This is a genomic window from Porphyromonas sp. C0026D3 (genome assembly GCF_056590775.1).
This window is the reverse complement of the sequence record NZ_JBWPWU010000003.1, coordinates 256,553-281,755: the sequence shown is the minus strand read 5'-3', so window position 1 is coordinate 281,755 and position 25,203 is coordinate 256,553. Positions and strand designations below refer to the sequence as shown.

Annotated in this window: 17 protein-coding genes; 7 read left to right on the top strand and 10 right to left on the bottom strand. The window is 53.0% G+C overall.

Features of this window, described 5'->3' with window-relative positions; genetic code table 11:
- Positions 1–1,273: 1,273 nt before the first annotated feature.
- The 6 genes from AC1EK1_RS04055 to rprY all read left to right on the top strand — a co-directional run bounded on the left by AC1EK1_RS04055 (position 1,274) and on the right by rprY (position 7,752).
- Entirely contained in the window at positions 1,274–2,191 is a 918-nt protein-coding gene (locus AC1EK1_RS04055) for a M48 family metallopeptidase (protein ID WP_480305895.1), read from the top strand.
- A 7-nt stretch (positions 2,192–2,198) separates the two neighbouring features.
- Entirely contained in the window at positions 2,199–3,089 is an 891-nt protein-coding gene (locus AC1EK1_RS04050; RefSeq protein WP_480305893.1) for an NAD(+)/NADH kinase, read from the top strand.
- A 193-nt stretch (positions 3,090–3,282) separates the two neighbouring features.
- A complete protein-coding gene (locus AC1EK1_RS04045; RefSeq protein WP_480305892.1) occupies positions 3,283–3,555 on the top strand; it encodes a co-chaperone GroES in 273 nt (90 codons plus the stop codon).
- A 44-nt stretch (positions 3,556–3,599) separates the two neighbouring features.
- Positions 3,600–5,240, top strand: a complete 1,641-nt coding sequence (gene groL, locus AC1EK1_RS04040; protein ID WP_480305891.1) for a chaperonin GroEL — start codon at positions 3,600–3,602, stop codon at positions 5,238–5,240.
- Positions 5,241–5,501: 261 nt separating this feature from the next.
- Positions 5,502–7,022 carry a sensor histidine kinase gene (locus AC1EK1_RS04035; protein ID WP_480305890.1) on the top strand — a complete coding sequence of 507 codons (1,521 nt, stop codon included), beginning with the start codon at positions 5,502–5,504 and terminating at the stop codon, positions 7,020–7,022.
- Positions 7,012–7,752, top strand: a complete 741-nt coding sequence (gene rprY / locus AC1EK1_RS04030) for a response regulator transcription factor RprY (protein WP_480305889.1) — start codon at positions 7,012–7,014, stop codon at positions 7,750–7,752. The genes AC1EK1_RS04035 and rprY overlap by 11 nt, the downstream gene beginning before the upstream one ends.
- A gap of 118 nt (positions 7,753–7,870) precedes the next feature.
- Here rprY and AC1EK1_RS04025 read toward each other — a convergent pair whose 3' ends face one another.
- The 7 genes from AC1EK1_RS04025 to AC1EK1_RS03995 form a co-directional block, all read right to left on the bottom strand.
- Complete coding sequence (locus AC1EK1_RS04025) at positions 7,871–8,551, bottom strand: tetratricopeptide repeat protein (RefSeq protein ID WP_480305887.1); 681 nt, start codon at positions 8,549–8,551, stop codon at positions 7,871–7,873.
- A gap of 177 nt (positions 8,552–8,728) precedes the next feature.
- The gene (locus tag AC1EK1_RS04020) at positions 8,729–9,712 is read right to left on the bottom strand and encodes an ROK family protein (protein ID WP_480305910.1); all 984 of its coding nucleotides are present in this window, start codon (positions 9,710–9,712) and stop codon (positions 8,729–8,731) included.
- Between the two features lie 63 nt (positions 9,713–9,775).
- Positions 9,776–10,372 (bottom strand): dimerization/docking domain-containing protein, encoded by a 597-nt coding sequence (locus AC1EK1_RS04015; protein ID WP_480305886.1) that lies wholly within the window; start codon positions 10,370–10,372, stop codon positions 9,776–9,778.
- Positions 10,373–10,826: 454 nt separating this feature from the next.
- Positions 10,827–12,686, bottom strand: a complete 1,860-nt coding sequence (locus AC1EK1_RS04010; RefSeq protein ID WP_480305884.1) for a DUF5018 domain-containing protein — start codon at positions 12,684–12,686, stop codon at positions 10,827–10,829.
- A 24-nt stretch (positions 12,687–12,710) separates the two neighbouring features.
- Positions 12,711–14,417 (bottom strand): RagB/SusD family nutrient uptake outer membrane protein, encoded by a 1,707-nt coding sequence (locus AC1EK1_RS04005; RefSeq protein ID WP_480305883.1) that lies wholly within the window; start codon positions 14,415–14,417, stop codon positions 12,711–12,713.
- A gap of 25 nt (positions 14,418–14,442) precedes the next feature.
- On the bottom strand, positions 14,443–17,622 hold the full coding sequence (locus AC1EK1_RS04000) for a SusC/RagA family TonB-linked outer membrane protein (RefSeq protein WP_480307247.1): 3,180 nt from the start codon (positions 17,620–17,622) through the stop codon (positions 14,443–14,445).
- Positions 17,623–17,649: 27 nt separating this feature from the next.
- On the bottom strand, positions 17,650–19,998 hold the full coding sequence (locus AC1EK1_RS03995; protein WP_480305881.1) for a family 20 glycosylhydrolase: 2,349 nt from the start codon (positions 19,996–19,998) through the stop codon (positions 17,650–17,652).
- Positions 19,999–20,756: 758 nt separating this feature from the next.
- Here AC1EK1_RS03995 and AC1EK1_RS03990 point away from each other — a divergent pair.
- Positions 20,757–21,005 carry a hypothetical protein gene (locus AC1EK1_RS03990; protein ID WP_480305880.1) on the top strand — a complete coding sequence of 83 codons (249 nt, stop codon included), beginning with the start codon at positions 20,757–20,759 and terminating at the stop codon, positions 21,003–21,005.
- A gap of 400 nt (positions 21,006–21,405) precedes the next feature.
- Here the strand turns inward: AC1EK1_RS03990 and gcvT are convergent, their stop codons facing one another.
- From gcvT to glmM, 3 genes are all read right to left on the bottom strand, one after another.
- A complete protein-coding gene (gcvT, locus tag AC1EK1_RS03985; RefSeq protein WP_480305878.1) occupies positions 21,406–22,497 on the bottom strand; it encodes a glycine cleavage system aminomethyltransferase GcvT in 1,092 nt (363 codons plus the stop codon).
- 73 nt (positions 22,498–22,570) lie between these two features.
- Positions 22,571–23,809 (bottom strand): peptidase T, encoded by a 1,239-nt coding sequence (gene pepT, locus AC1EK1_RS03980; RefSeq protein WP_480305876.1) that lies wholly within the window; start codon positions 23,807–23,809, stop codon positions 22,571–22,573.
- A 14-nt stretch (positions 23,810–23,823) separates the two neighbouring features.
- Positions 23,824–25,200, bottom strand: a complete 1,377-nt coding sequence (glmM, locus tag AC1EK1_RS03975) for a phosphoglucosamine mutase (protein ID WP_480305874.1) — start codon at positions 25,198–25,200, stop codon at positions 23,824–23,826.
- Positions 25,201–25,203 lie beyond the last annotated feature (3 nt).

The window sequence follows — 25,203 nt, the reverse complement described above, 5'->3', positions numbered from 1 at the left end:
CCCCGAAAGGCCAAGAGAAAACACTACATCATCTTTTGTCTTTACTCTATTTCTAACGCTACCTCGGATCGTCCTATAAAAAAACAACCCGAAGTATCTTCTACTTTGCCAACATGTCTATGATCTCTTTTTCGTCCGAACCCGGCACCTCCATTGAGGTCACCTTTTCATCGGTTCGGACTGCAAAGGTACACACAACTTTTCATTCCACCAAACACACAACCTTCCTAGAGCTCAAAACCGAAGGCAATCAGCTAAGAACTAGGCGAATAAAAAGGAGTTTCCGAATCAACATTTTCCTTCTATCCGTCCAAACGGTCGCTTCTATCCGTGAAACCTTTTGCTTCTATCCGCGAAAAGTTTCGCTTCTATCCGTGAAACTCAACGTCCCATGTAAGTAGTTGATTACCAACGCTCCCAAAAGGAGTTTTTTTAGTCCTATTTGCCGATCTGTTTTGCGACCCCTAGCGGGGTCGTGAGGTGGGGGGGTGACCGCCTTTTACCGGGGGTCATCGTCGAGGCCTGCGCCCCTCCTCGACCGCCCGGCTATGAAAGCACGACCCCTAGCGGGGTCGGCAGACCCGTTTTCTCGACCCTCCAGCTGATCTGTTTTGCGACCCCTGGCGGGGTCGGGAGGTGGTGGGGGGTGACCGTCTTTTACCGGGGGTCATCGTCGGGGCTTTCGCCCCTCCTCGACCACCCGGCTATGAAAGCACGACCCCTAGCGGGGTCGGCAGACCCATCTTTGTCGACCCTCCGGCTAATCTGTTTTGCGACCCCTGCGGGGTCGGGAGGTGGGGAGGGACCGTCTTTTACCGGGGGTCATCGTCGGGGCTGCGCCCCTCCTCGACCGCCCGGCTATGAAAGCACGACCCCTGGCGGGGTCGGCAGACCCGTTTTGTCGACCCTATTTTTCGTTTTGGAAGTATTGATTGAGTTCACCAATGGGTCAATAGTTTGGGTCACCAAACAGTCGGCAATATTGGGGTGGAGAAGTTGGGTCGGCAGCACCCCGACAGGGGTGCCTCTTTCATAGCCCGGCGGTCGAGGGGCGAAGCCCCGATGACCCCGGGTACGCAAGCCTCCGAAATAAAAAAAACGACCCCGACAGGGGTCGCAAAGCAGGTCGATCTGTTTTGCGACCCCTGGCGGGGTCGTATTTGAAGCTATGAGGGTGACAGAGTGCGGATATTTTGTATCTTTGGTTTGTGGTGGATGGGCGCGACCAAATGTGGTATCTCGCTCACCACCAATACGGAGCAAACAAAAACTGATGAGAAGAAGTATTATTTTCCAACCCTTTATAGCACTACTGCTCTCCTGGTGCGTGGTGTCGTGTTCGTCGGTTCCTCTGAGTGGACGTCGACAAATGAATCTTGTCTCGGACAGTGAGGTCCTCGCCATGAGCAATCAGCAGTACCGAGAGTTCATCCGACAAGCCCCGATCAGTGGGAATATCCGCCAGACGGAGCGGGTTCGGACTGTTGGTCGTCGGATCGCTGCTGCGACGGAGCAGTACTTGATCCGCTGTGGCCTTGAAGCTGAGACCGGGAAGTTTTCGTGGGAATTTAATCTCATCAGAAGTGATCTCGCAAATGCTTGGTGTATGCCGGGGGGAAAGATCGTCGTGTACGAGGGTATTCTTCCCTTTTGCCAGACTGATGATGAGCTGGCCACTGTGCTGTCACACGAGGTGGCTCACGCACTGGCCAAGCATGCGAACGAACGCATGAGCCAACAACTCCTACAACGCACAGGAGCCCAGGTATTGGGGCAGATATTGAGTGGAAGCAGCATGGGGGCCCAGATTGCCGGGAGTGTTGCCTACACGATTGGCACGAAGGTGCTTTTTGAGTTGCCGTACAGTCGTCAGCACGAGTTTGAAGCCGACAAGATCGGTCTGTATCTAATGGCCATGGCCGGGTACGACTGCAAGCAAGCCCCTACTTTTTGGCGTCGGATGGCGGGCAGTGAATCGGGGGGTGGCAGTGGCGACTTTTTGAGCACACACCCGGCAAGTGCCAAGCGTGTCGAAGCTATTTTGGAAGAGTTGCCGAAAGTGGAGCTCTTCATGCACTGTAGCAGTCAGGCGGCCCCCAACCCCGTTCCCGCACGCAATCGGTCCGTGACTACGGATCAAACGTCCCCGTCCGGGGCAAACCGAAAAGTACCTCTAAAGACTCACTACTGATCCTCCAATGATAATAGGTATCATAGGCTCCGTAAGCGAACAAGAGCCAACACAAGCACTACTTGATCTGGCGACTACCCTACTGGAGCCGAGGGATGGGGTTAGTATTCGGATAGAGCCTCGCTACTACAGCTATCTACATACGCAAGGTGTGTCGATGGGAAATGCTCGCTCCGTGTCGGTGATGAGCGATGGTGCATGCGATCTCCTCATCAGTATTGGTGGTGATGGCACTTTTTTGAGAGCCGCCAAGCAAGCGGCAGGCACTGATGCCTCAGTACTGGGGGTAAATGCAGGGCGACTGGGTTTTTTGGCGACGACCCAGCCCGATGAGCTGAGAGAGTCTTGGCATGAGATCCTATGTGGTGAAGTTCTAAGCCATGAAGTGCGGCACCTCATCCATGCAACCATCTACGATGATTGCGGTAAAATCTGCTTGGAGGGTGAAGCTCTGAATGAAGTGGGGCTCATCCGTCGGGATATGGCCAGTATGATCTCGGTGCGAGCGCACATCAACGATGCTTTTGTGGCCACCTATGAGGGCGATGGTGTCCTAGTCGCCACGCCCACTGGCTCCACTGCCTATGCATTGAGTGCCAATGGCCCGATCATTCATCCGGAGTGTGAGGTGCTCTTGCTCTGCCCGATTGCTCCACATATGCTCAACATGCGACCGCTCATCGTCCCCAACAGTGTACGGCTTGACCTAAGTGTCGAGAGCCGAAGTGGCACTTTTTTGCTCGCACTGGATGGGAAGAGTACTGCGCTATCCAACAAATCACGCATTTCACTTGAGACAAGCGAAAAGAGCGTGAAAGTGGCTCATATCCGAAAGCGCTATTCCTACTACTCCACCCTCCGAAACAAGCTCATGTGGGGCCAAGACGCAAGGCGGTAGCCTTTTGAGTACGGACTACTTCCAGGGCAATCCTGGCAGAGCTTTTGCCCGAGTAGGTGACAAAACCTACCACCAAGGTGTCATGGGCGACATTTTGTCAGAGTTTGGCACTTGTCCGCACTTGCTTGGCACAGAATTTCCATACTACTTGACAGCAAACTTATATAACCATAAATAATAAAGCAGATAAGTTATGAACATCAAACCTCTAGCAGACAGGGTGCTTATCCTCCCTGCAGACGCTGAACAAAAGACAGCCTCAGGCATCATCATCCCAGACTCCGCCAAGGAGAAGCCACTACAAGGTATCGTAAAAGCAGTGGGACAAGGGACGAAAGATGAAGAAATGATCCTCAAGGAGGGTGACAAGGTCCTTTTTGGAAAATACTCCGGTACAGAGATTGAGCTCGAGGGTGAGAAGTACCTCATCATGAGACAAAGCGATGTCCTCGCAGTACTAGGCTAATCAAACACACAACACAGCAACACACATAGAGACAGATATCAGATATGGCAAAACAGATAAAATTCAACACAGAGGCCCGCAATCTCCTCAAGAATGGAGTGGACAAATTGGCTGATGCCGTAAAGACAACCCTCGGACCAAAAGGTCGCAACGTGATCTTGGATAAAAAGTTTGGAGCACCTCACATCACGAAGGACGGTGTATCGGTAGCCAAAGAGATCGTACTGGAGGATGCCTTTGAAAACATGGGCGCTCAGCTCGTCAAGGAAGTGGCCTCAAAGACCAATGACGATGCCGGTGACGGGACGACGACTGCCACAGTCTTGGCACAGAGCATCATCGGTGTTGGGCTAAAGAACGTAGCCGCAGGTGCAAGCCCTATGGACCTCAAGAGAGGTATCGACAAAGCCGTAGCCGCAGTGGTGGAGGATCTCCGCAAACAAAGCACTGAGGTGGGGCAAGACCTAAAGAAGATCGAACACGTAGCCAAGATTTCAGCCAACGGTGACGAGGAGATCGGCAAGCTGATCGCAGAAGCCATGGGCAAGGTCAACAAAGAGGGTGTCATCACAGTAGAGGAAGCCAAGGGTATGGAAACCACTGTGGAGATCGTAGAGGGTATGCAGTTCGACAAGGGCTACATCTCTCCTTACTTTGTAACCAACACGGACAAGATGACCGTGGAGTTTGAAAACCCATACATCCTCATCTTTGACAAAAAGATAAGTGCGCTGAAAGACTTCCTAAACATCCTGGAGCAAGTCGTCCAGACAAGTCGTCCACTGCTCATCATTGCCGAAGACATCGAGAGCGAGGCTCTAGCCACACTCGTAGTCAATCGTCTGCGTGGATCTCTGAAGATCGCCGCCGTAAAGGCCCCCGGATTTGGTGATCGTCGCAAAGCAATGCTTGAGGATATCGCTATCCTGACCGGTGGAACCGTCATCTCCGAGGAGACTGGGCTGAAACTCGAAAACGCAACTATGGACATGCTCGGAACGGCCGAAAAAGTCACGATCGACAAGGACAACACCACGATCGTCAACGGTGGTGGCGACAGCGAAGCCATCAAGAGCCGAGTACACCAGATCAAGAGCCAGATCGAGACGACCACCAGCGACTACGATCGCGAGAAATTGCAGGAGCGTCTTGCCAAGCTAGCGGGTGGTGTAGCCGTACTCTATGTAGGTGCACCCAGCGAGGTAGAGATGAAGGAGAAAAAAGACCGCGTAGAGGATGCCCTCAGTGCGACCCGCGCCGCAATCGAGGAGGGAACAGTCCCCGGAGGTGGTATAGCCTACATCCGCGCTACCCATGTCCTCGACAACCTGAAGGGAAGCACGCAGGATGAGCAGACAGGTATCGAGATCATCCACCGTGCCATAGAGGAGCCACTTCGCCAGATCGTTGCCAACGCCGGCATGGAGGGTGCAGTGGTTGTCCAAAAAGTGCGTGAAGGCAAGGGTGCCTTTGGGTACAATGCCCGCACGGACTCCTACGAGGACCTCACAGAGGCAGGCGTGATCGACCCAACCAAGGTGGCACGTGTAGCCCTAGAAAATGCGGCCTCCATCGCCGGAATGTTCTTGACCACCGAGTGTGTCATCACGGACCTGCCGGAGGAGAAAAATGATGCCGCAGCGGCTGCTGCCGCAATGGGTGGCGGAATGGGTGGCATGATGTAATGCCCATCCATATATAGCCAACCATTTAGCTAGACAAAGGGGAGTGTGCCGAAAGTTTGGCACACTCCCCTTTTTGGTTTGTCCATCGGAGGCCGCATTTTTTTGAAGAAGAAAAGAGGCCGTAGTGGTCACTTTCTGTTTTTTTTCAAAGGAGATAAACAGGCGGTCAGTCTCAGTCAGTTACGCTTATTTAACAGTCAAAAAATCACCTTTAACCGCAATTGTGTTAACTCGCAATCAAAATCTTTGTAACTTGTGGATATGAAGAAACAGTCACTGTGGCTCATAGTAGGTGTGATGCTCGTTGCATTCGTAGGTCTCCTATACATGCAGGTGGGCTACATCAGTGTGGTGTATCAGTCACGCAATACACAGTTCGACAACTCTGTGGCCCGTGCACTGTACGAGGTGAACAGCAGCCTTGAGCGAGACGAGATGGCACGGCTGGTCAATGAAGAGCTGGGTATCCCCACGCCCATGGTCCAAGACCTGCTCAAAAACGAGAGCGCTCAAGGGACGAACACCCCGGGACCATTCCAGTACTTTCGTCCGCCACATGCGGGGCTACAAGTCCCGAAAGACATAGTCACAGAGCAGGATAGGATCACGGAGTTGTCCAAGCTGATGCAGGACGAATTGACCAACCGCTATCGGAGTATCCGTCAGATGGTCGTCCAGCTGGCACTCGAGGTGGTCAGGGATCGGTACAACCTGCCACTCTACGAACGAATGACGACCCCACAACTGGAGGCTTACCTCTGTACCTATCTCCAAAAATCCGGTATCACCCTACCCTATATCTACGAGGTGATTGGCAACGACAACCAAGTCTACTACAGCACAGGCAACGTTCCACGGGACAATAGCTATGCCGTCTATAGCCAGTCGCTATTTGGTGACGACCATCCCTCTCGCATGTACTACCTACGAGTCTACTTTCCCGGTAAGCGGCAGTACATCTCCAGCACCATCGACTTCTTGATCCCGAGTGTGATCTTTACGGCCCTGCTGTTCCTGACCTTTGCCTATAGTATTGCTAACCTTTTCAAGCAAAAAAGGCTTGAGGAGATGCGCAAGGACTTCATCAACAACATGACACACGAGCTAAAGACCCCTGTCAGCTCCATACTGATCGGGACCTCCCTCCTCTATGACCAAGACCTCTACCTCGATGAGGAGAAGCGTCAGCGAACCCTGACCTCGATCACGGCAGAGGGCAACCGCCTCAACCTCCTGATCGAGAAAGTACTGCAAATGTCCTTCTTTGACGGGAGCGACAACCGCCTTGCTCTGAAGCTCACAGAGATAGACATGGAGGAGCTGGTGATCAATGTCACCAGTATCTCCAGCCTCAAGATCGAAAACGCCGACGGTGTCCTGGATGTCGACCTCAATGCGCAAGACACGATGGTCCTGGGAGATGAGATGCACCTGACCAATATCGTTTTCAACCTACTGGACAATGCGATGAAGTATCGGCGACCGGACGTGCCACCCATCATCCGGGTCGAGACCAACAGTGACAAAAACAACTTCATCCTCCGCATCAGTGACAATGGACAAGGGATCAAGCGCGAATACCTCAAAAAGATATTTGACCGCTTCTTCCGCGTTCCCACAGGAGACCAACACAATGTCAAAGGCTTTGGTCTAGGGCTTGCCTATGTGGCACGCATGGTACAAAGCCACAAAGGCACCATCAAGGCCGAAAGCAAGGTCGGTGTCGGCACAACATTTGAAATCAAAATACCACTATTAAAAGCAGAACATTATGGAAAATAACGTAAAAGTATTCCTTTGCGAGGATGACGAAAATCTAGGACCACTACTGACCGAGTTTCTCAACGCCAAAGGCTATGTGACAGATCTATATCAGGATGGCCAGCAGGGCTATGAGGCTTTTTCTGCCAACCCCACCAAGTGGGATATCTGTGTCCTCGACATCATGATGCCCCAAAAAGATGGGTTCGAGCTTGCCGAGGACATACGTGGGATCAACCCCAATATGCCCATCATATTCCTGACCGCACGTGTCCTCAACGAAGATGTGGAAAAAGGCTTCAAACTTGGTGCAGATGACTATCTCAAAAAGCCCTTCAATACCTCGGAGCTCACCATGCGTATCGATGCGGTACTTCGACGTGTGCAAAACAAAAAGTCCGCACCCGTACCCTTTTACAGCATCGGTGACTTTGTATTCGACACCCAGCGTCAGACTCTGACCTACAAGGATCATGAGCCGGTCAACCTCACCACCAAAGAAACGGAGCTACTGACCCTGCTCTGCCTATATGCCAATGAGCTACTGGAGCGCTCCTATGCTCTCAAGACCATCTGGGGCGAGGACACCTACTTCAATGCCAGATCCATGGATGTCTACATCACCAAGCTCCGCAAGCACTTGTCCTGCGATGAGCGAGTAGAGATCCAAAACAAACACGGCAAAGGATACAAGCTCATTACACCCGGCGCCAACAGCCAACCGGATGCCGACAACACGGTTGTACTCTAGAGCCCCATCCGGCATCCAGCTCCACACCATCCCCGACAGAGGGGAGTACGATAAGGCCGAGCAAGGAGATCCTTGCTCGGCCTTATCTTTTTATTTACCTATGTACAATCTCAGGAGTTTAGTTCAGCGAGAGCTCCTCGATATTTTTATCGACCTCGGTTGCCAAAGGAGAGGCATAGTACTTATCCTTGATGGTCTTGAATGCTTCGAGGGCCTTATCCTTTTGGCCGAGCTTTTGGTAAGCAAGGCCGGCCTTTTGCAAGAAAATAGGAGAGAGCAGGTCGTTGTCAGCTCGCTTGGCAGCGTCCTCAAAGTAGGAGATACCCTTCTCTATCTGTCCGGCATCCACATAGCAGTCACCGATCAGCCCATATATGGCCGGAGCGACCATGATATCCTTAGCACTAAACTTCTCCAAGTGCTTGATGGCGCTCTCTGTATTACCGAGGTGGTAGTAGCAGATACCGGCATAGGCCTGTGCCAAGTTGCCGGCACGGGTGCTCCCGTACTCCTTGATGATGTCCAAAAAGCCGACCACATCAGCTCCGTTGCCATCAAGTGCCAGCTGGAAAGAATCCATGGCAAAATAACGCTCCGCCTGATAGATCGCCGCATCACCCGCTTTTTGGTGCGGGATGCTGTAGAGGTTTCGGTAGGCCAGGAAGGCGGCTACGAGGAGGAGGACCACTAGGACAGCGATCCCGATCTTCTTACCATTGTTCTGGACGTACTGCACGCCCTTATTCAGTTGTTCGTCTGCCTGCTCCTGTATGTCAGGCGTAGTTTGCTTGTTGCTCATGGTTCGAATGGTTCGAATGGTTGCATCTGTTTTTATTCAGCGACAAAAGTACCAAATATTTGGGACTTCCTCATTATTTGGATTATTTAGCAAAAGTGTCCCTGCCATCGAGTGGCCGATGGGCAGGGACACCTACTCTATAGTCTTACTCTATATATAGTCTGTTGGTTGGTTGGGTCACTTGACCAGCTTGACGAGAAACTCCCGATCAGCCTCCCAGCCCATTGCGCTTGCGCCAAGTACAGCGGCATCGCTTTCACTGAGTTCGCTCAAGAGGATGCGGACCTTACCCTGGTAGATATTCAGGAGGTTTTTCTCCATGTGTCTCTTGGTGGGCTCCACGATTAGGTCTCCGGCTCTGGTGAGACCACCAAAGAGTACGATCGCCTCGGGGCTGGTATAGGCCACAGCATCTGCCAGTGCCTCGCCGAGGATGGCTCCCGTGCTCTCAAATATCTCCAGTGCCAGCTTGTCACCCTTGACAGCTGCATCGTAGACATCCTTAGAGGTGACCTCGTCTATATTCAGGTCACGCAGCAGGCTGTCATCCTCACGGATAGCCAGATACTCGCGTGCCGTTCGCGCCACACCGGTGGCGGAGCAGTAGGTCTCCAGGCAGCCTTGGCGTCCACAGCCACACATACGTCCATTTCGGCGGATGATGGTGTGTCCGATCTCTCCTGCAAAGCCATCGTGTCCGTAGACCAGCTTACCGCCTACGACGATACCACTACCCACACCGGTACCCAGGGTGATCTCGATGAAGTCCTTCATACCTCTGGCAGCTCCGTAGGTCATCTCACCGATAGCGGCGGCATTGGCGTCATTGGTGAGGGCTACCGGCAGGTCAAGCGACTCGCTGAGCATGTAGGCCAGCGGGATACGTCCCTTCCACGGTAGGTTGGGGGCAAAGTCTATTGAGCCGGTGAAGTAGTTGCCATTGGGGGCACCCACTCCTATACCGTGGATCTTGGAGAGGCCGCCCTCTCCGTCACAGAGCTTCCGTATCTCATCGGACAGCTCGGCAATGTAGTCCTCCACCTCGAGGTGGGTAGAGGTCTTGATGGATCCCGAGCGGATCATATTGCCACGTGTGTCGACGATACCAAATACGGTATTCGTACCACCAATATCCACCCCTACCACGTAGGGCTTAGTCATGTCTACGGTTGTTGTCGTTGTTTTAGCCATTCTTTTTGGTTTCTGTCTGATTTATGATTGGTGTCAGTCAAATACAGTGATCTTTTTTCCGGATTGCAGCATCACGGGGATGTCCAGGCTGATCCTCCACTTGTCATCCTCACGGACGAGGTTGATATTCAGGGCCGTCTCCTTGGTGGGGACACCGTTTTTGTCCACATACTCCACCACCTTGCTCTTGAGCTCCTCCGGCAGGTCATTCACGCTCGACACCTTGCCTAGCTTGGCCAGCGTCATTATATCCTGGAGCGAAAAAGCCCCTCGGCCGATTTGGTCGATATCCGGCAGGATCAGGACATAGGTGACCACGGCCGACTCTCCGGTGATGGTCTCCTTGAAGTCCTTGGCCTTGTACGCCTTGGCCCGCACCTCGGGTGCCAGAGGCTCGATCTCGGTGATGGCTTCGGGCAAACGGTACATTCCCCGGAAGTTATCCAGGCTGATCGACTCTTTGTCTCGGGTACAGAGCAGGTCGTAAAAAGACTCTAGGTCATCGTTGATTAGGTAGTTGACCGCCTTCTCGGCCGTATCCTTGGCCGAAGGTCCTCCGCACGCAGTCAGAGCCGAGGCTCCGAATAGGAGGAGACAGAGTGATAGCAAGACATGAGATAGCTTTTTCATGGCAATGAAGTGTTGGGGGTGTGTTGGATAGATATCTTATCTTTTGTTCTTTTTTGTATTCGATTACCAAGGGGAGGGCTTACGCCGTACTTAGTGTGCTAAGTTAATATTTTTTTTTGACATAGCCATAGTCCTTTCCTGCAGACAAAAAATTTGCCCCCCTATCCCTCCGGCCATTTTTTCTATTCGTGAAACCAAACGCTTCTATCCGTGAAAACTTTTGCTTCTATCCGTAAAACCAAACGCTTCTATCCGTAAAAAAACTTGGCCCGTATGAGATCTTGATTATCAATGGGTTGCGATGTACCTATTTTAGTCCCCAAAGGAAGGGGAAAAATCACCTACAGGCGGTGGGTCTCCGGTACGAAATCGCCACCCTCTCACGACTGTCGTGAGGGGTGGCGATATCAGTGTGCGTGAGGATGCGATGCTGTGCGCATCCTCCTAGATAGTGCTATAGAGCGTACTTGGTGATCTCCCAGCCCAAGAATCCCATATCGGTCGCCATCAGGTAGACCTGTACGGTCGCACCATCCGAGCTGATGGAGAAGCAGGCATCACCCACTTTGTTTTCGTTCTTGCCGACCCGATTAACCTCCCAGCCGTAGAGACGCCCGTATGGGGCAGTACTTGCATGTCTAGCTGCATCTTCGTTCACGGCTTTTTGCGGAGTGTACTCTCCCAGATCACCGGTTTGGCTGGGATCGTACTTGGGGTTGTAGGAGTCCAGGATCTCTCGGGAGGTCAGGGCTCCGGCACTGCCGTCGATGATGTTGGCGACGATCAGTCGGTTGCGCCAGTCGAGGCTACCATCCCAACTTGCTACCTCACCATTACCGATGGCCACGAGCTCCATGCCGTTGAATCGAGTGTATGCAAAACCCTTGGTATTGCTCCAGGTTGGCCACCAGCTTGCGCCTGCGCTGAAGACGTTGGCACTGCCGTCCATCTGTACCTTGAGCATGGTGCGATCTCTGGTCATGCCAATCACGACGGGGTCGGTATCCTCCACTCCGGTGGGTACGCACTTGGTGGCGTTTCCGGCGGACATGGTCGCATTGGGCTTGATGAGTCCGCTGTTTTTGGCGAACGCTCCGTTGTTGAAGGAGAGGACTAAGAATTCATTCAGTCCTCCGAATATCAGTCCGACGCGTGCCTTGCCACTCAGGATGTTGCCGGCAATGCCGATCGTGCGTCCGGTGTTGGCGTTGGGGTTTTTGCCGGCCATTGAGGGGTCAGTCGAGAGGTCCATACTGTAGATCTTGGTCGGGGTGCCCTCGATGCCATCTTTCCAGACAAAAATCTCCAGAAGGTGGTCGGGTATGTACTTATTGCCTATAGAGGCAATGGTGGTGGCGACGAGGTGTCCGGCGTCGTCGTTGGCTATACCATGTATCTGACCTGTGATACCGGTTCGGTTCACAGTCTTGCCGGTCGGCTCACCGGTGAAGCGGTTGTGCCTGAGTAGGCCCTCCTTGAGGTTGGCGATGATGAGTTCGTCGCCGATGACGGCCATGGAGCGGTTTTGGTCTTTTTGCCAGCCATAGCGGTCTCCCTGCAGCACCTTGACCCCAAAGAGTGGCGTGATACTACCCGGGACTCCCTCGGGGACATAGGTCGGATCGACGATCTTGAATCGATAGGTGCGTGGCGTGCCGTCCTGCGCGGTGATCGTGAACCTAAAGGACTCGTCGGTCACATTGACCGGTCCCTGGGATACGTTGGCCGACACAGAGGACCATGGTGAGGGCTCTACCTCGAGGCGTGCGGACCTGAGGCTCTCGAGGTGTTTGTAGCCAAACTGTGCCACAGACACCACATAGGCTCCGTCCTCCTCTTCGGGAGAAACACGCCAAATGAGTCGAGTCTTGTTGTTGTTTTTGCCAATCATACTGATGGCCGCAATGTCGTTGGCGGAGGACTTGGCAGAGGTGGCGACAAACTTGTACTCCTTTTTGGTGCCATCGGCATAGAATATAGTGGAGGTAAATCCCTTGGTCAAGTCTCGGACGCCACCAATATCGGGGACAAACTTGGCTCCCAATGGCATAGAGGCAATGACCCGCATCTGGGTGAGATCGCCCATGACCGGCTCGGTGTCGGAGATGTAGTAGGGGACTTGTATGGTGATCAAGCCCTTTTCGTCATCGATCTTGGCGGGGTACTCTTTTTGGGAGTTGTTGTTGAGCATACCCTTGACGGAGAGTGTGTGCAGATCAGCCTCGGGTGTAAAGCCCGGCTTGACCGGATCCTGACACCCGGCAAAGGGCATCAACAGTAGTGCCAAGAGAGGAATAGTGTATATCGTTTTCATACATTTATGGCTGTTTGGTGGTTTTTACTTCCATAGCGCATTTTGCTCCAGCGCGGTGTTGTTTTTCACCTCCCTGACCGGTATGGGGTTGATCGTGTAGCGGTCCGGGAAGCTCAGTGGTTGCGTATCTACGGAGATATACTCGTAGCGGAACCCGTCTCCTGCCTTGGTGATCTTGACCCCGTGACGTACCAGCCCGTCCATTACCTTCTGGGCAATACCCCAGCGACGCAGATCCCAGAAGCGGTGTCCCTCGAGCCCCAGCTCACGGATGCGCTCTTTTTGGAGGTCTCCGAAGAAGTCCTCCCAGGAGGATCTGGTGGTCAGCGGGGTGAGCTGTACAGAGGCGCGTGTAGTGCGGAGCCTATTGAGCTCCTTGTAGGCCTGTGTGAGCTGTCCTTGGCGAGCCAGTGCCTCGGCTTTGATGAGGATGAGTTCTGCGTACCTCATCTCGATCCAGTACTGGTCGCTCTTGTCCGTCTGAAAGTCGAGCTGTGGGTCGTACTGAAGGTACTTGCGGATCACATATCCGGTGGTGGTGCTGTAGGTGTCGTTGTCGTTCACGTCGAACTTGTGAAATCCGTCTGCTCCACCTCGGTAGAGCTCAAGGTTGCGACGCTCCCACCGCTTGGAGGTGACATCGATGAGGCGTTTCCAGGGCGCACCGTTGTAGAGGATGGTGGCGTAGAAGCGTGGGTCGCGATCCTTCCAGGGGTCCAGACCCAGGGTGTTGACTTTGTCCCAAGAGAACGCTTCCCACCGGCCATTGATCTTTATCTCAAAAGTCCCGGCAAACTCCTCCGTAGGTGTGGCGCAAACTCCCTGCCTGTGTCCGGGGAAGTCGGCTGGTGCACCGTAGTAGTTGTCGAAGACGTGCTGAAGGTTGGGGCGCTCAAAGTAGGCCGCAAGCAGGATCTCCTTGTTGTGCGGAGTGGTATAGATCTTGGCATAGTCATCGAGGAGGGCATACTTGCCGGTCTTGTCCACCTCAGCAACTGCAGAGAGAGCTTCGTCCCACCTGCCGGCATAGAGAGCCGCACGGGCAATCATTCCCCAGGCTGTGCTCTTGGTGACCCGGCCGAGGTCATACTCCGGCCAGCTCTCCGGGAGTAGCTCTGTGGCTTTTTTGTACTCACTGATCACGTAGTCCCAGCACTCTTGCTCGGAGGAGCGGGCTTTGGAGCGGTCGGCCTGATCATCTACCTTGTCCTCGTTGGTGCGGAGGACGACGCCACCGTATCGGGTGATCATCTCTTGGTAGGCAAAGGCTCGCCAGAAGCGGGCTTCACCCACTCGCTTGTCGATCTCCTTGGCCGGAAGATCCTTGAGCAATCCATGGTTGTAGTCTACGACAAACTCATTGATACGCTTGATGCGCTGGGTCATATCGGTCCAATTGTCCAACGGAAATGACTCTATAAACATAGAGGGCTGATAGAAGACCTTGTCGTTGTGGGAGAAGGTTTGGTTGTAGAAGGTGGCTTTCATGAGGTCGGTGTAAAAATCACTCAAGTCACCATCTGTTCTCCGTATCTCGGCCGTGTTGGGGGACATCAAGACACCGTAAAAACTCTTGACATAGAGATCAAGATTCCGGATGCTGGCATAGGCCGCTGTCTCGCTGTATCGATCGTTGGGTGCGATATCCAGCACTTTGTCACAGCCCGATGAGGCAAATGCCAGAGTCAGTGCTAGAAGAGTAGATCCGATCTTTGTATATATTCGTTTCATAGGAAAATAGTCGTTGGTAATGTGCTTAGAATGCCACCTCAAGCCCCACACTGATCGATTTTTGCTGTGGGTAGTAGGCTTGCAGAACGTTTGGAGCCTCCGGGTCGACGTACTTGAATGGTGATAGGGTCAGGAGATTGACCCCGGCCAGGTAGACCCTCAGGCTTTGCATCCCGACATTGGAGATAAGCTTCTCCGGCAGGCTGTATCCGAGTGTGATATTCTTTAGTCTCAGGTAAGAACCCTTGATGACCCAAAAGTCAGAGGTAAACCCATGATTTTGTTTTGCGGCGAGGGTGAGACGCGGATAGCGGGCACAGGGGTTGTCAGGGCGCCAGCTATTTTCCACCAGGTACTTGGGCACGTTGTCACCATTGCCATAGAAGGGCTTTGTGAGCGGGGTCTGATCCTGTACGCCATTGTTCCAAGTACCTTGGAGTAGTTGGCTGTACAGAGCGGCTCCCTGAAACATAAAGGAGAAGTCGAGACCGCGCCAGGATAGATCCCCATTGATAGCATAAACCATCTCGGGGAAGCGCGTGCGTGCGATTTCGACAAAGTCCTCCTTTTGGTTGACTCTGCCGTCTCCATTGATGTCGACATAGCGGATCTCTCCCAAGCGCGGGCTACCCGGCTGTGCAGGGGCTTTGTCGATCTCCTCTTGCGTCTGGAAAAGGCCCTGGGTCTTGAATCCCATCACACGGCCGAGGGAGCGGCCGATGCTGCTCTGCCAGGGTAGGATATTGTCGGGCTCGGCCATCTTGAGGATTCGGTTGCGAGAGAAAGAGACGTTCCCACTGAGGTTATAGTAGAGGTCACCGACGTGGTTTCGGTGCGAAAGTACCAGCTCAAACCCTCGGTTGTCGAAGGTCCCTGAATTTTCGATCATGCGGAAGTTGCCTCCCAGTGAGGGCGGATAGTTGCCTTCCAGGTTTTGCAGAATGTCGTACGTGTACTTGTAGAATACATCCAGCTCGACCCCAAGCAGTCCATCCCATAGAGAGGCGTCCAATCCGATGTTGTAGGTCCTGGTCTTTTCCCAAGTGAGATCGGGGATGGGCATACCACCAGAGGTGACCAGTGTGTTTTGTGCGGCAGGATTTTTACCAAAAGCGACGTTATTCTTTTGGATCTGATAGGACTTCATGAAGAGGTAGGGAGCCACTGTGTTTCGACCGAGCTGTCCGATACTACCACGGAGCTTCAGATTGGAGATGGTGCGGGCATAGTCCTGCATGAAGTCTTCTTTGGAGATCACCCAAGCGAGAGATCCGGATGGGAAGAAACCCCAGCGAAAATCTTTGGCAAAAAGGTAGGTTCCGTCGTACCTGAAAGAAAAATCAGCCAAGTACTTGTCGGCGTAGCCATAGTTGAGCCTACCGACATATCCGGCATTGGCTATTCGATTGCTGTGGCCTCGGTTGCCGGGTGCACCTTCACCGGCTTCGGGTACTCGCTTACCCATATCTAGCTCTTGGATGTCGAAGAGGTCAAATCCGGACCTTCGGGCATCGAAAAACTCAGTGGAGAGGCCATTTTGTTCGTACAAGAAGAGAGCTCCCACACTGTGGTTGCCAAAGGTGTGGTTGTACTCAATAGATGGACGCAAGATGTAGGAGGTATTGCGGGTATTGCTTCGGTACAACGAGCCGTCCGGCTTGAGGTCGGTTGCATCCCCGAGGGTGTATTTTTTCTCACCGAAGTTGTAAGCCATCCCCTTGTAGGCATAGCTGAAGCTTTTACCATTGAGAGAGTTGTAGTCCCAGGATGCAAACATGGCGACCTTTAGCCCATCGACATAGGGGAGTGCCCACTCTAGTCGAGTTGATCCCTCGAAGGTGTAGTTTTTGTTGTCGGTGTAGCCGGAGTGTCCGATCCCGTAGTAGGGATTGACATGGACGCGTGTGGGGAATGTGGGATAGCCCTTGTACTCTCTAGGCACAAACGGTGGGGCATACATGAGCACACCCCATACGTTTCCAGCCTGTTGATTGCCCCAGTTGAATAGCCCATTGCTGTGCGTGTTGCGCAAGCGACCGGCCACGTTGAGCGAAAACCTAAGGTTCTTGACCGGCTCGGAGTCGATATTGGCCCGGAAGCCGTATTGATTGAACTTATAGGTATTAAGGACGCCATTCTGGTTCATCAGTTCGCCACTGGCATAGTAGCGTAGTTTTTTGGTGCCACCGGTAGTTGAGAGGGTGTGCTTTTGCATGAGGGTCGCTTTCAGTGCCGGTGAGAGCCAGTCGGTATTTTCGTAGCCATCAGTCGGGTCGCTGTTGTTGACCATCTCCATCTCCTCTTTCGTAAACTTTGGCGCATTTCCATCGAGTTCGCTCGCTCTATTGTGCCATTGCATGTACTCGAGACCGTTTAGAAACTCCGGGAGGGTTGTCGGCTTGGAGAAAGTAAATGTACCGGCATAGCTGATGTTGTCCTTGCCTTCATTTCCTCTCTTGGTGGTAATCAGGATCACACCGTTGCCGGCACGCATCCCGTACACAGCTGCCGCAGCAGCGTCCTTCAGGACGGAGATCGACTCGATATCTCTGGGGTTGACCTCATTCATCCGACGTGCCACACCATCCACCAGCACCAGCGGGGCTGAGCTACCTTTGTAAGTATTGTAGCCACGGACAAGCAGTTCGGTGCCATCCGATCCCGGTGCACCGGTGGACTGCATGCCGGAGATACCGGGTGCTCTACCTATGAGGAGCTGAGAGGTATTGCTGACAGGTACCCGGTTGATATCCTTGGAGGAGATCACCGAAACGGATCCGGTCAGGTGAGATTTTTTCTGAGTACCATAGGCCACGACGACCAGCTCGCCCAGCTGCTCCACATCCTCGCTCAGGACCACATTGATCGTGCTCCGTCCTCCCACGGCCACCTCTTGGGTTGCCATGCCGATATAGGTGTAGACGAGGACGTCGTTTTGTCCGGCGCGGATGGTGTAGTTACCGTTCATGTCGGTCACTGTGCCGGTTGATTTGTTTTTGACCTGGACGGTCACCCCTATCAGCGGGGTCCCATCACGCTCAGTTACTTTGCCACGCACGTCTGTAGCTTGTGCCACTGCTGTGACCGGCATGATGGCTAGTAAGACCGCAGAAAAGAAGCTGATGACTAAGCTTCGCCTCAACAAGGCTGAATGAATATTCATAATCACTGATCCAATGTTTTTGGTTAGGTAAAATGTTGTCATTGTCTATACACCGCACTCAGCGATGGCTCACCAGACGACCAGCTCATCCGTGACAAGCAGATCTCCGGGGTGTGGAAGATGGTAGTGTACTTTTAGGTATCGTGCATTCTGGTTTGGAAAAAAAGTAAAGGTCTCAATCTCTTGTCGGGTTTGCCGAGGTGGCTTTTGGGGGTGGATTCGCCCCACAAGTCGATAGTCCTGTCCATCCTCGGAGATCGACAGCTCTATCCACTCCGGTAGGCTGACCCGCGGACCGGGCTGATGCATGCACCGAGTCGACACACTGTGGACCATGGAGTCCTCCTGCAGGTCTAGGACGGCAATATTGTCCTGTGCCAAGTTGGTCACCAGCCATATACCGTCGCAAAAGTCAGTCGTTCCCCTCCGACCATCCACGAGTGCCGTCTCAGGTCCGGATGTGACAAATTGTCGGCTCAGCGGTGTCTTCCAGATCAGAGGCTTACCTATCGCTCGATGGTAGTCGGCACTGACTTTGCTCAGGTAGCCACTGATCACGCCGTCCACAAAGTAGGCGGCCACGATCCTTGCCGAGTCGGTCACCACCAGAGTATCACCAGGGAAGTATCGCTTCGACCGAAGTGTGGGGATGCTCCCGTCCGTGGTGTAGCGTATCTCTGCAGGGTCACGCTCTCCGTCAAGGGTCACTCGTATGGCTTTGTGGAGGCGATCCACCTCTATTTTTTCCTGTAGCAGCGATGAGGGCCGATAGCTATTAACCCCTCGTTGCCGTAGTTTCTCCACCTCGATATTCACCCTTCGCCTAAAGTCTTTGGGGTCTTTTCTTGCCGGATCGGTCCAAGCAATCTCCGCCAAGGAGAGTAGGCGTGGAAAGATCATGTACTCTGCATGGCTTGGAGTGGGTACGTACTCTGTCCACAGGTTGCCTTGGACTCCGATGATTCGTTGTTGCTCTTTTTCGGAAAGAACCCTCGGGAGAGGATCGTAGCCATAGGTGCGCATGAAAGTCGTTGTCCACCCGTTGGCCAAGGGTTCGTAGCGTCGATCCGACTGGTAGTAGTCCAAGTAAAGGAGACCTACCGGGCACATGATCGCATCGTGCCCCTGCCGAGCAGCTCGGATAGCCCCTTCCTCTCCTCGCCACGACATGATCGTCGTACCCTCCGGGATCTCTCCGGCACCAATCTCGTCCCATGCAATGGCAGTCCGACCCTTGCTTCTGAGGTAGTCGGCTATTTTTCCAAAAAAGTAGCTCTGTAGCCCTTCCACCCCGCCAAGGCCCTCCCGTCGTATCACGGCCTGGCACTTGGGACAGCTCTTCCAGCTCTGCATATCGGTTTCATCCCCTCCTATATGAATCTGTCGTGAGGGAAAAAGGGCAATCATTTCATCCAATACGCGGCACAAAAAGGTGTAGGTATCGGGGTTGCCCAAGCATAAGTCACGATCATACCGCCGAGGCTGACCTGTGCAGGAGAGTGCCGGATAGGCATACAGTACTTCATGGCTATGGCTTGGCATCTCTATCTCGGGGATGACCTCTATTCCCCGCTCCGAGGCGTACCGCACCACCTCGGCCATCTCTTCTCGGGTGTAGTACCCCCCATAGGCATGAGGGGCATCACTGTCTGCATGCGCCCGATCTCCATCGCTCCACCACTCTTCAAAGTCCGCCACTGTCCGGTAAGCTGTCTTTTGGGTCAGTGCCGGGTACGCCCGTATCTCAGCACGCCAGCCACCTCCGTCCGTCAGGTGCCAGTGGAGTCGATTTAGCTTGTACCGGGCCATCTCATCAAGGAGCTTGAGGACAAACTCCTTGGGCATAAAGTGACGCGAGACGTCCAGCATCAGTCCTCGGTACGAAAATCTTGGGCGATCGGAGATCCTAGTAGCGGGTAGGCCCCGGGCCGTCATTAGCTGTCGAAGTGTCTGCAACCCATATCGTGCCCCCTCCGTACCCCCATACTCCAAGCGGACTCCGGCTGTGGCACTCACGCAGAGACGGTACTCAGCCGGCTCCATTTCGGCCAGCCGGACCAGTTTGCAAAAAGCGACACCACCGGCCGGTACCGACAATCCGTCACCGACAAAGCTCGCCTTTTGCCCCAGTTGCTCCAGATCACCCACCACTTCTCGGAGCAAAGGATATAGATCCCTATCGGCCCCCTCTATCAAAAGTGTGGCTCCATCACCGCGCCATCCGAACGCCGGCTCTTCCGGGAAAGAAACCTTCTGTGGCATGGGGATCAGATTGACCGACGAGGGTCGGATCAGCGAGTCAACCAGACCAAGTGCACTCCGGCCGCCATACCCTGGTATGGTGGCCGAGGACAAGATTGCGGTCGCAATGCAGGCCACCAATGAGAGTGGCACTCGCTTTATGCCCAAGTAGATCATTGCAGTATCTATCAGATCGTCAACACCTATTCATTATCTCCGTACCGGATTCCGGTCGTGTCACGTACCACCCAAGCCCCGGCAGTGGGTGTGGTCATTCTCTAGTCTTCCACCTATAATATATAGTCTCCGAGCGCAAAGACCCGACGATTGAAGGGTGACCGATTCATAAAAAATATATGTTGCCAAACAATTATAATGTTCTTTACTTTGCAAATGTATGAAAATATTCTTTCAAAACAATTGTTTGGTCACTATTTATGCCCAAATTAATTGGGCACTTGCTATAATAACACCCAAGTCGGATCTATTTTTATTTTAAGAGGGGTGCATAAGCACCACTTATAAAACAATTTTGGATATTTCCACCAACAAAAGAAAAGAAAAGATACATTCTCCACCGAAAAAGGTTGCTCAACAGTCAAAAAAAGGCCCCCAAAAACAGTGTTTTTGGAGGCCTTTTCAATTCGCTGAAAATAAGAGTGTTGCGATAGGGCTGTTTTTTCACGGATAGAAGCATTCGGTTTCACGGATAGAAGCAAAACTTTTCACGGATAGAAGCGTTCGCATAGACAGATAGAAAAAAAAAACGGCACACGATTTGGAAGAGGAGATGCTGTTAAAAACAAGGAATTATTTTGGCAGTCTTAAAAAAATGACTAAATTTGCGCAAGAATTTGATTCGGCCGTGTGTCGAGGAGTTTTTGATCCAAGACCGGTCGAGTCGGTAGTAGATTAATAAAACAAGGAAATTGATTATGAAGAAGAGTGTAAAGTCAGTGCTGACACTTGCATGTGTGGCACTATTCGCAGTTGGTATGGCATCTTGCCAAGAGAAGAAATCTGCTGAGGAAAAAGTAGAGGACGGCATTGAGCAAGTAGGCGAAGGCCTAGAGCAGGGTGCTGAGCAAGCTACCGAGGCTGTAGAGCAAGGTGCTGAGCAAGCAGCCGAGGCTGTAGAGCAAGGTGCTGAGCAGGTAGCTGACCAAGTTCAAAACAATCAGTAATACAGACTCCTCATATCAACCCAGGGAACGCCACAAGGTAGCTCTCTCCGGGTTGACAGGAGAAACACTGCTGGAGATTTTTGCATAAAGTCTCCACAGTAATTTGTACAAGGTGTGCCAAAACAAATGTTTTGGCACACTTTTTTTCGTCCCATTTTCATCCACTTTTCATCCAATAGCTGTACCGATCGGAGCGATTGGGGGAGTCCGGGCAGGAAGTGGATACGAGCGAGGGAGTGTGTCAAGAGCTAATCGGCTCTCGACACACCCCCTCGCCTTATGAGGCTGTGTCACGAAGGAGGTTACTTCGTGGCAAGATTCCGGCACACTATGCTATATTATGGTCAATGTATGGCCGTCCGACACACGCTTACTTGGGGTGTGTATGCCTGAGATTCGTTTACTTCCGAAATGGGAGCTTTACGACCTGGCACTCAACACTCTTGTCACGTACCAAGACAGCCACCTTGGTACCCGGCTCCTTGAACGCTTTTTGGACATACCCCAGTCCGATTCCTTTTTTCAGGGTTGGGGACATGGTACCCGAGGTGATGTGCCCGATGGCATTGCCCTCCAAGTCGGTGACAGTGTAGCCCTCACGGGGTATACCACGTCCGATGACCTCAATTCCCACCAAGCGACGCTTGATTCCCTCTTCTTTTGTCTTTTCCAAGAGCGATCGGCCGGGTAGGTTTTCCTTGCCCTCAATGAGCTTGGTGACCCACCCCAAGCCGGCTTCGAGAGGGTTGGTGGTGTCGTCTATATCATTGCCGTACAGGCAAAAGCCCATCTCTAGTCGGAGAGTGTCTCTTGCACCCAGTCCACATGGTTTGATACCGTACTCCTTGCCGGCATCAAAGAGTTGCGACCAGATGAATTCGGGGTCTTTTAGGTCCAAAAAGTAGAGCTCAAAGCCACCTGCTCCGGTGTATCCGGTGTTGGAAAAGAGGACCTTGTGTCCGGCAAACTCCCCAGATTTGAATGCATAGTAGGGGATCTCGTCGAGGTTGGTCTCGGTGCATTTTTGGATGGTTTCCTTGGCTTTGGGTCCTTGGACGGCCAGGATACTCATGCGGTCGGATTGGTCGATCAGCTCCACCCCATCGATGAGGTGTTTTTGGAGCCAGGTGTAGTCTTTTTGGACGTTGGCAGCATTGGCCACCAGCATGTAGTGATCTTCACAGCAGTAGATGATGAAGTCGTCCACGATTCCGCCCTGGTCATTGGGGAGATAGTTGTACTGCGCTTTGCCGGGTGTGAGTTTGGCAATGTCGTTGCTACAGACATTTTGGAGGTACTCAAGTACTTTGGGGCCTTTGGCCACAATGGAGCCCATGTGTGAGACATCAAACACACCGACCGCCTCCAGGACGGTCATGTGCTCGGCATTGATTCCCTCGTACTGGATCGGCATATCGTAGCCGGCAAACTCGCCCATCTTGGCGCCCAATCGGAGGTGTATGTCGTGAAATGGAGTCTGTTTTAGTGCCATACTTATTCGTTGACTTGGTTCAATAAAATGATTGGTTTTGACTTTTCACGGTGGTTTTTTCTTGGTGTTCCCCTTATTTTTTCACGGGGGTGGAGACAATCTTTAGGATCACCTCGGTTGCCTTGATCATGTTGTTGATCGGGAGGTATTCGTATCGGCCATGGAAGTTGTGACCGCCGGCGAAGATATTGGGGCAAGGCAATCCCATGAAGGAGAGTTTGCTACCGTCTGTTCCGCCTCGTATGGGGCCAATCTTGGGCTCCACACCCACTGCTTTCATGGCCTCTTCAGCATGCCGTACAATGTACATGACGGGCTCCACCACCTCACGCATATTGTAGTACTGGTCTCGGACCTCAGCGGTCACGCGTCCCTCGCCATAGAGCTCACACATGCGCTTGGCAGTCTCTGTGATGCAGGACTTTTGGAGCTCAAAAAGTGCACGGTCATGATCGCGAAGGATGTACTGGAGGGTTGCCTCCTCCACAGTCCCGGACATACCGACCAGATGATAAAAGCCCTCGTAGCCCTCAGTGTTGTCGGGGCGTGCGGCAGGTAAATAGCTGTTGTACTCCATGGCCAGCAACATGGCATTGATCATCTTGCCTTTAGCACTGCCGGGGTGTACATTTAGTCCTTTGAAGGTAATGGTGGCGGCTGCGGCGTTGAAGTTTTCGTACTCCAACTCACCTAGCTGTCCGCCGTCCATAGTGTACGCAAAGTCGGCACCAAATCTCCGGACATCAAATCGATCTGCGCCACGGCCGATCTCCTCATCCGGCGTGAAGCCTACCTTGATCTCACCATGCTTGATCTCGGGATGCTCCACCAGATATTGTATGGCCTCCATGATTTCGGCAATGCCTGCTTTGTCGTCCGCACCTAGAAGTGTGTGCCCATCTGTGACCATGATCTCCTGTCCTTTGTACTGCTCTAGCTCGGGAAAGGTCTCGACGGAGATGGCGATACCCTCTTTTTCGTCCAAGACAATGTCCCCACCGCGATAGTCTACGATATGGGGGTTGACCTCGGCACCACTCATATCGGGAGAGGTGTCCATGTGAGACACGAACCCGATTTTGGGCTGACCCTCAAGGCCATTGGCGGGCAAGGTTCCCATGAGGTAGCAGTTTTCGTCGAATAGGATATCTTGGAGGCCAAGCTGGTGCATCTCTTTTTCGAGGAGACGGGCTAGGGCAAACTGTTTGTCTGTACTGGGGGTTGTTTCGGAAGTCTCACACGACTGGGTGTCGATGGATATGTAGCGTTTGAAGCGCTCAATAATACGGTCACGGTTGATTTGGATATTCATATTTTTCTGTGGTTTTAGAGGTCCCGGATCACTTGGTCGGCGAGCTTGTCGGCCTCCTCGGCCGTGGCAGCCTCGGCATATATACGGAGGAGCGGCTCGGTATTGCTCTTGCGCAGGTGCACCCACCCGTCCGGGAAGTCCAGCTTGACACCATCCTCAGTGCAGATGTCGGCCTGTCCTTGGTAGGCGCCGGCTATTTTGCGAAACAGTGCCTCCGTATCGGTACCGGGCTTGAGCTCGACACGCTTCTTGACCATCTCGTAGCGGGGAAGCAGGCTGTGGATCTGGGATGGTTTGAGTGAGCGTTTGGCCATTATGGTCAGGAATAGTGCGATACCCACGATGGCATCACGCCCATAGTGAGCGGCCGGATAGATCACGCCACCATTGCCTTCTCCTCCGATGAGTGCCCCGACGGCCTTCATCTTCTCGACGACGTTCACTTCTCCCACCTTGGCTGCAAAGTACTGTCCGCCATACCCCATCGTGATGTCTCGGAGCCCCCGAGATGAGCTGAGGTTGGAGACGGTATTGCCACCCGGACTGAGACTCAGTAGGTAGTCTGCTATGGCGATCAGAGTATTCTCTTCGCCAAAGGGTGTGCCGTCCTCGCAGATGATGGCTAGGCGATCGACGTCCGGGTCTACCGCAAATCCGACATCGGCACCCTTTTCTCGCACAGCCTCACACAGCGAGGTGAGGTTTTCGGGCAGTGGCTCGGCGGTGTGGGCAAAGTCTCCGGTGACATCAGCGTTGAGCAGGTAGACTTTTTTGACCCCCAGAGCCTCCAGTAGCTTTGGAACCACGAGTGCGCCTACGGAATTGATGCAATCAACCACGACGGTAAACTCTCCTGCCGCAATAGCCGGAACGTCCACCGTCGGTAGCGCCACCACGTCCAAGACATGCCTCTCGGTATAGTCGCGATCAATGATCTTGCCTATTTTGTCGACCGGCACGTAGTCAAAGTCTTTGCTTTCGGCCAGTGCCACCACTTGCTCTCCCTCCATTTTGTTCAAAAACTCACCTCTGTGGTTGAGGAGCTTGAGGGCATTCCAGTGTCGCGGGTTGTGGCTGGCAGTGATGATGATCCCCCCATCGGCTTTTTCGAGAGCTACGGCGATCTCGGTCGTCGGTGTGCTGGAAAATCCGAGTCGCACCACGTCAAAACCCTGAGCCAGTAGCGTACCGATCACGATCTGCTCTACCATTTCGCCGGAGATGCGTCCGTCTCTTCCGACGACCACTTTACCGGACTTGAGGGGTGAGTTGGTTTTCAAAAACTCAGCATACGCTGAGGTGAAAGCCGCAATGTTGGTGGGGTTGAGCCCTTCGGTGGTAGGGCCTCCAATAGTTCCGCGTATTCCGGAGATGGATGCTATTAGACTCATGAT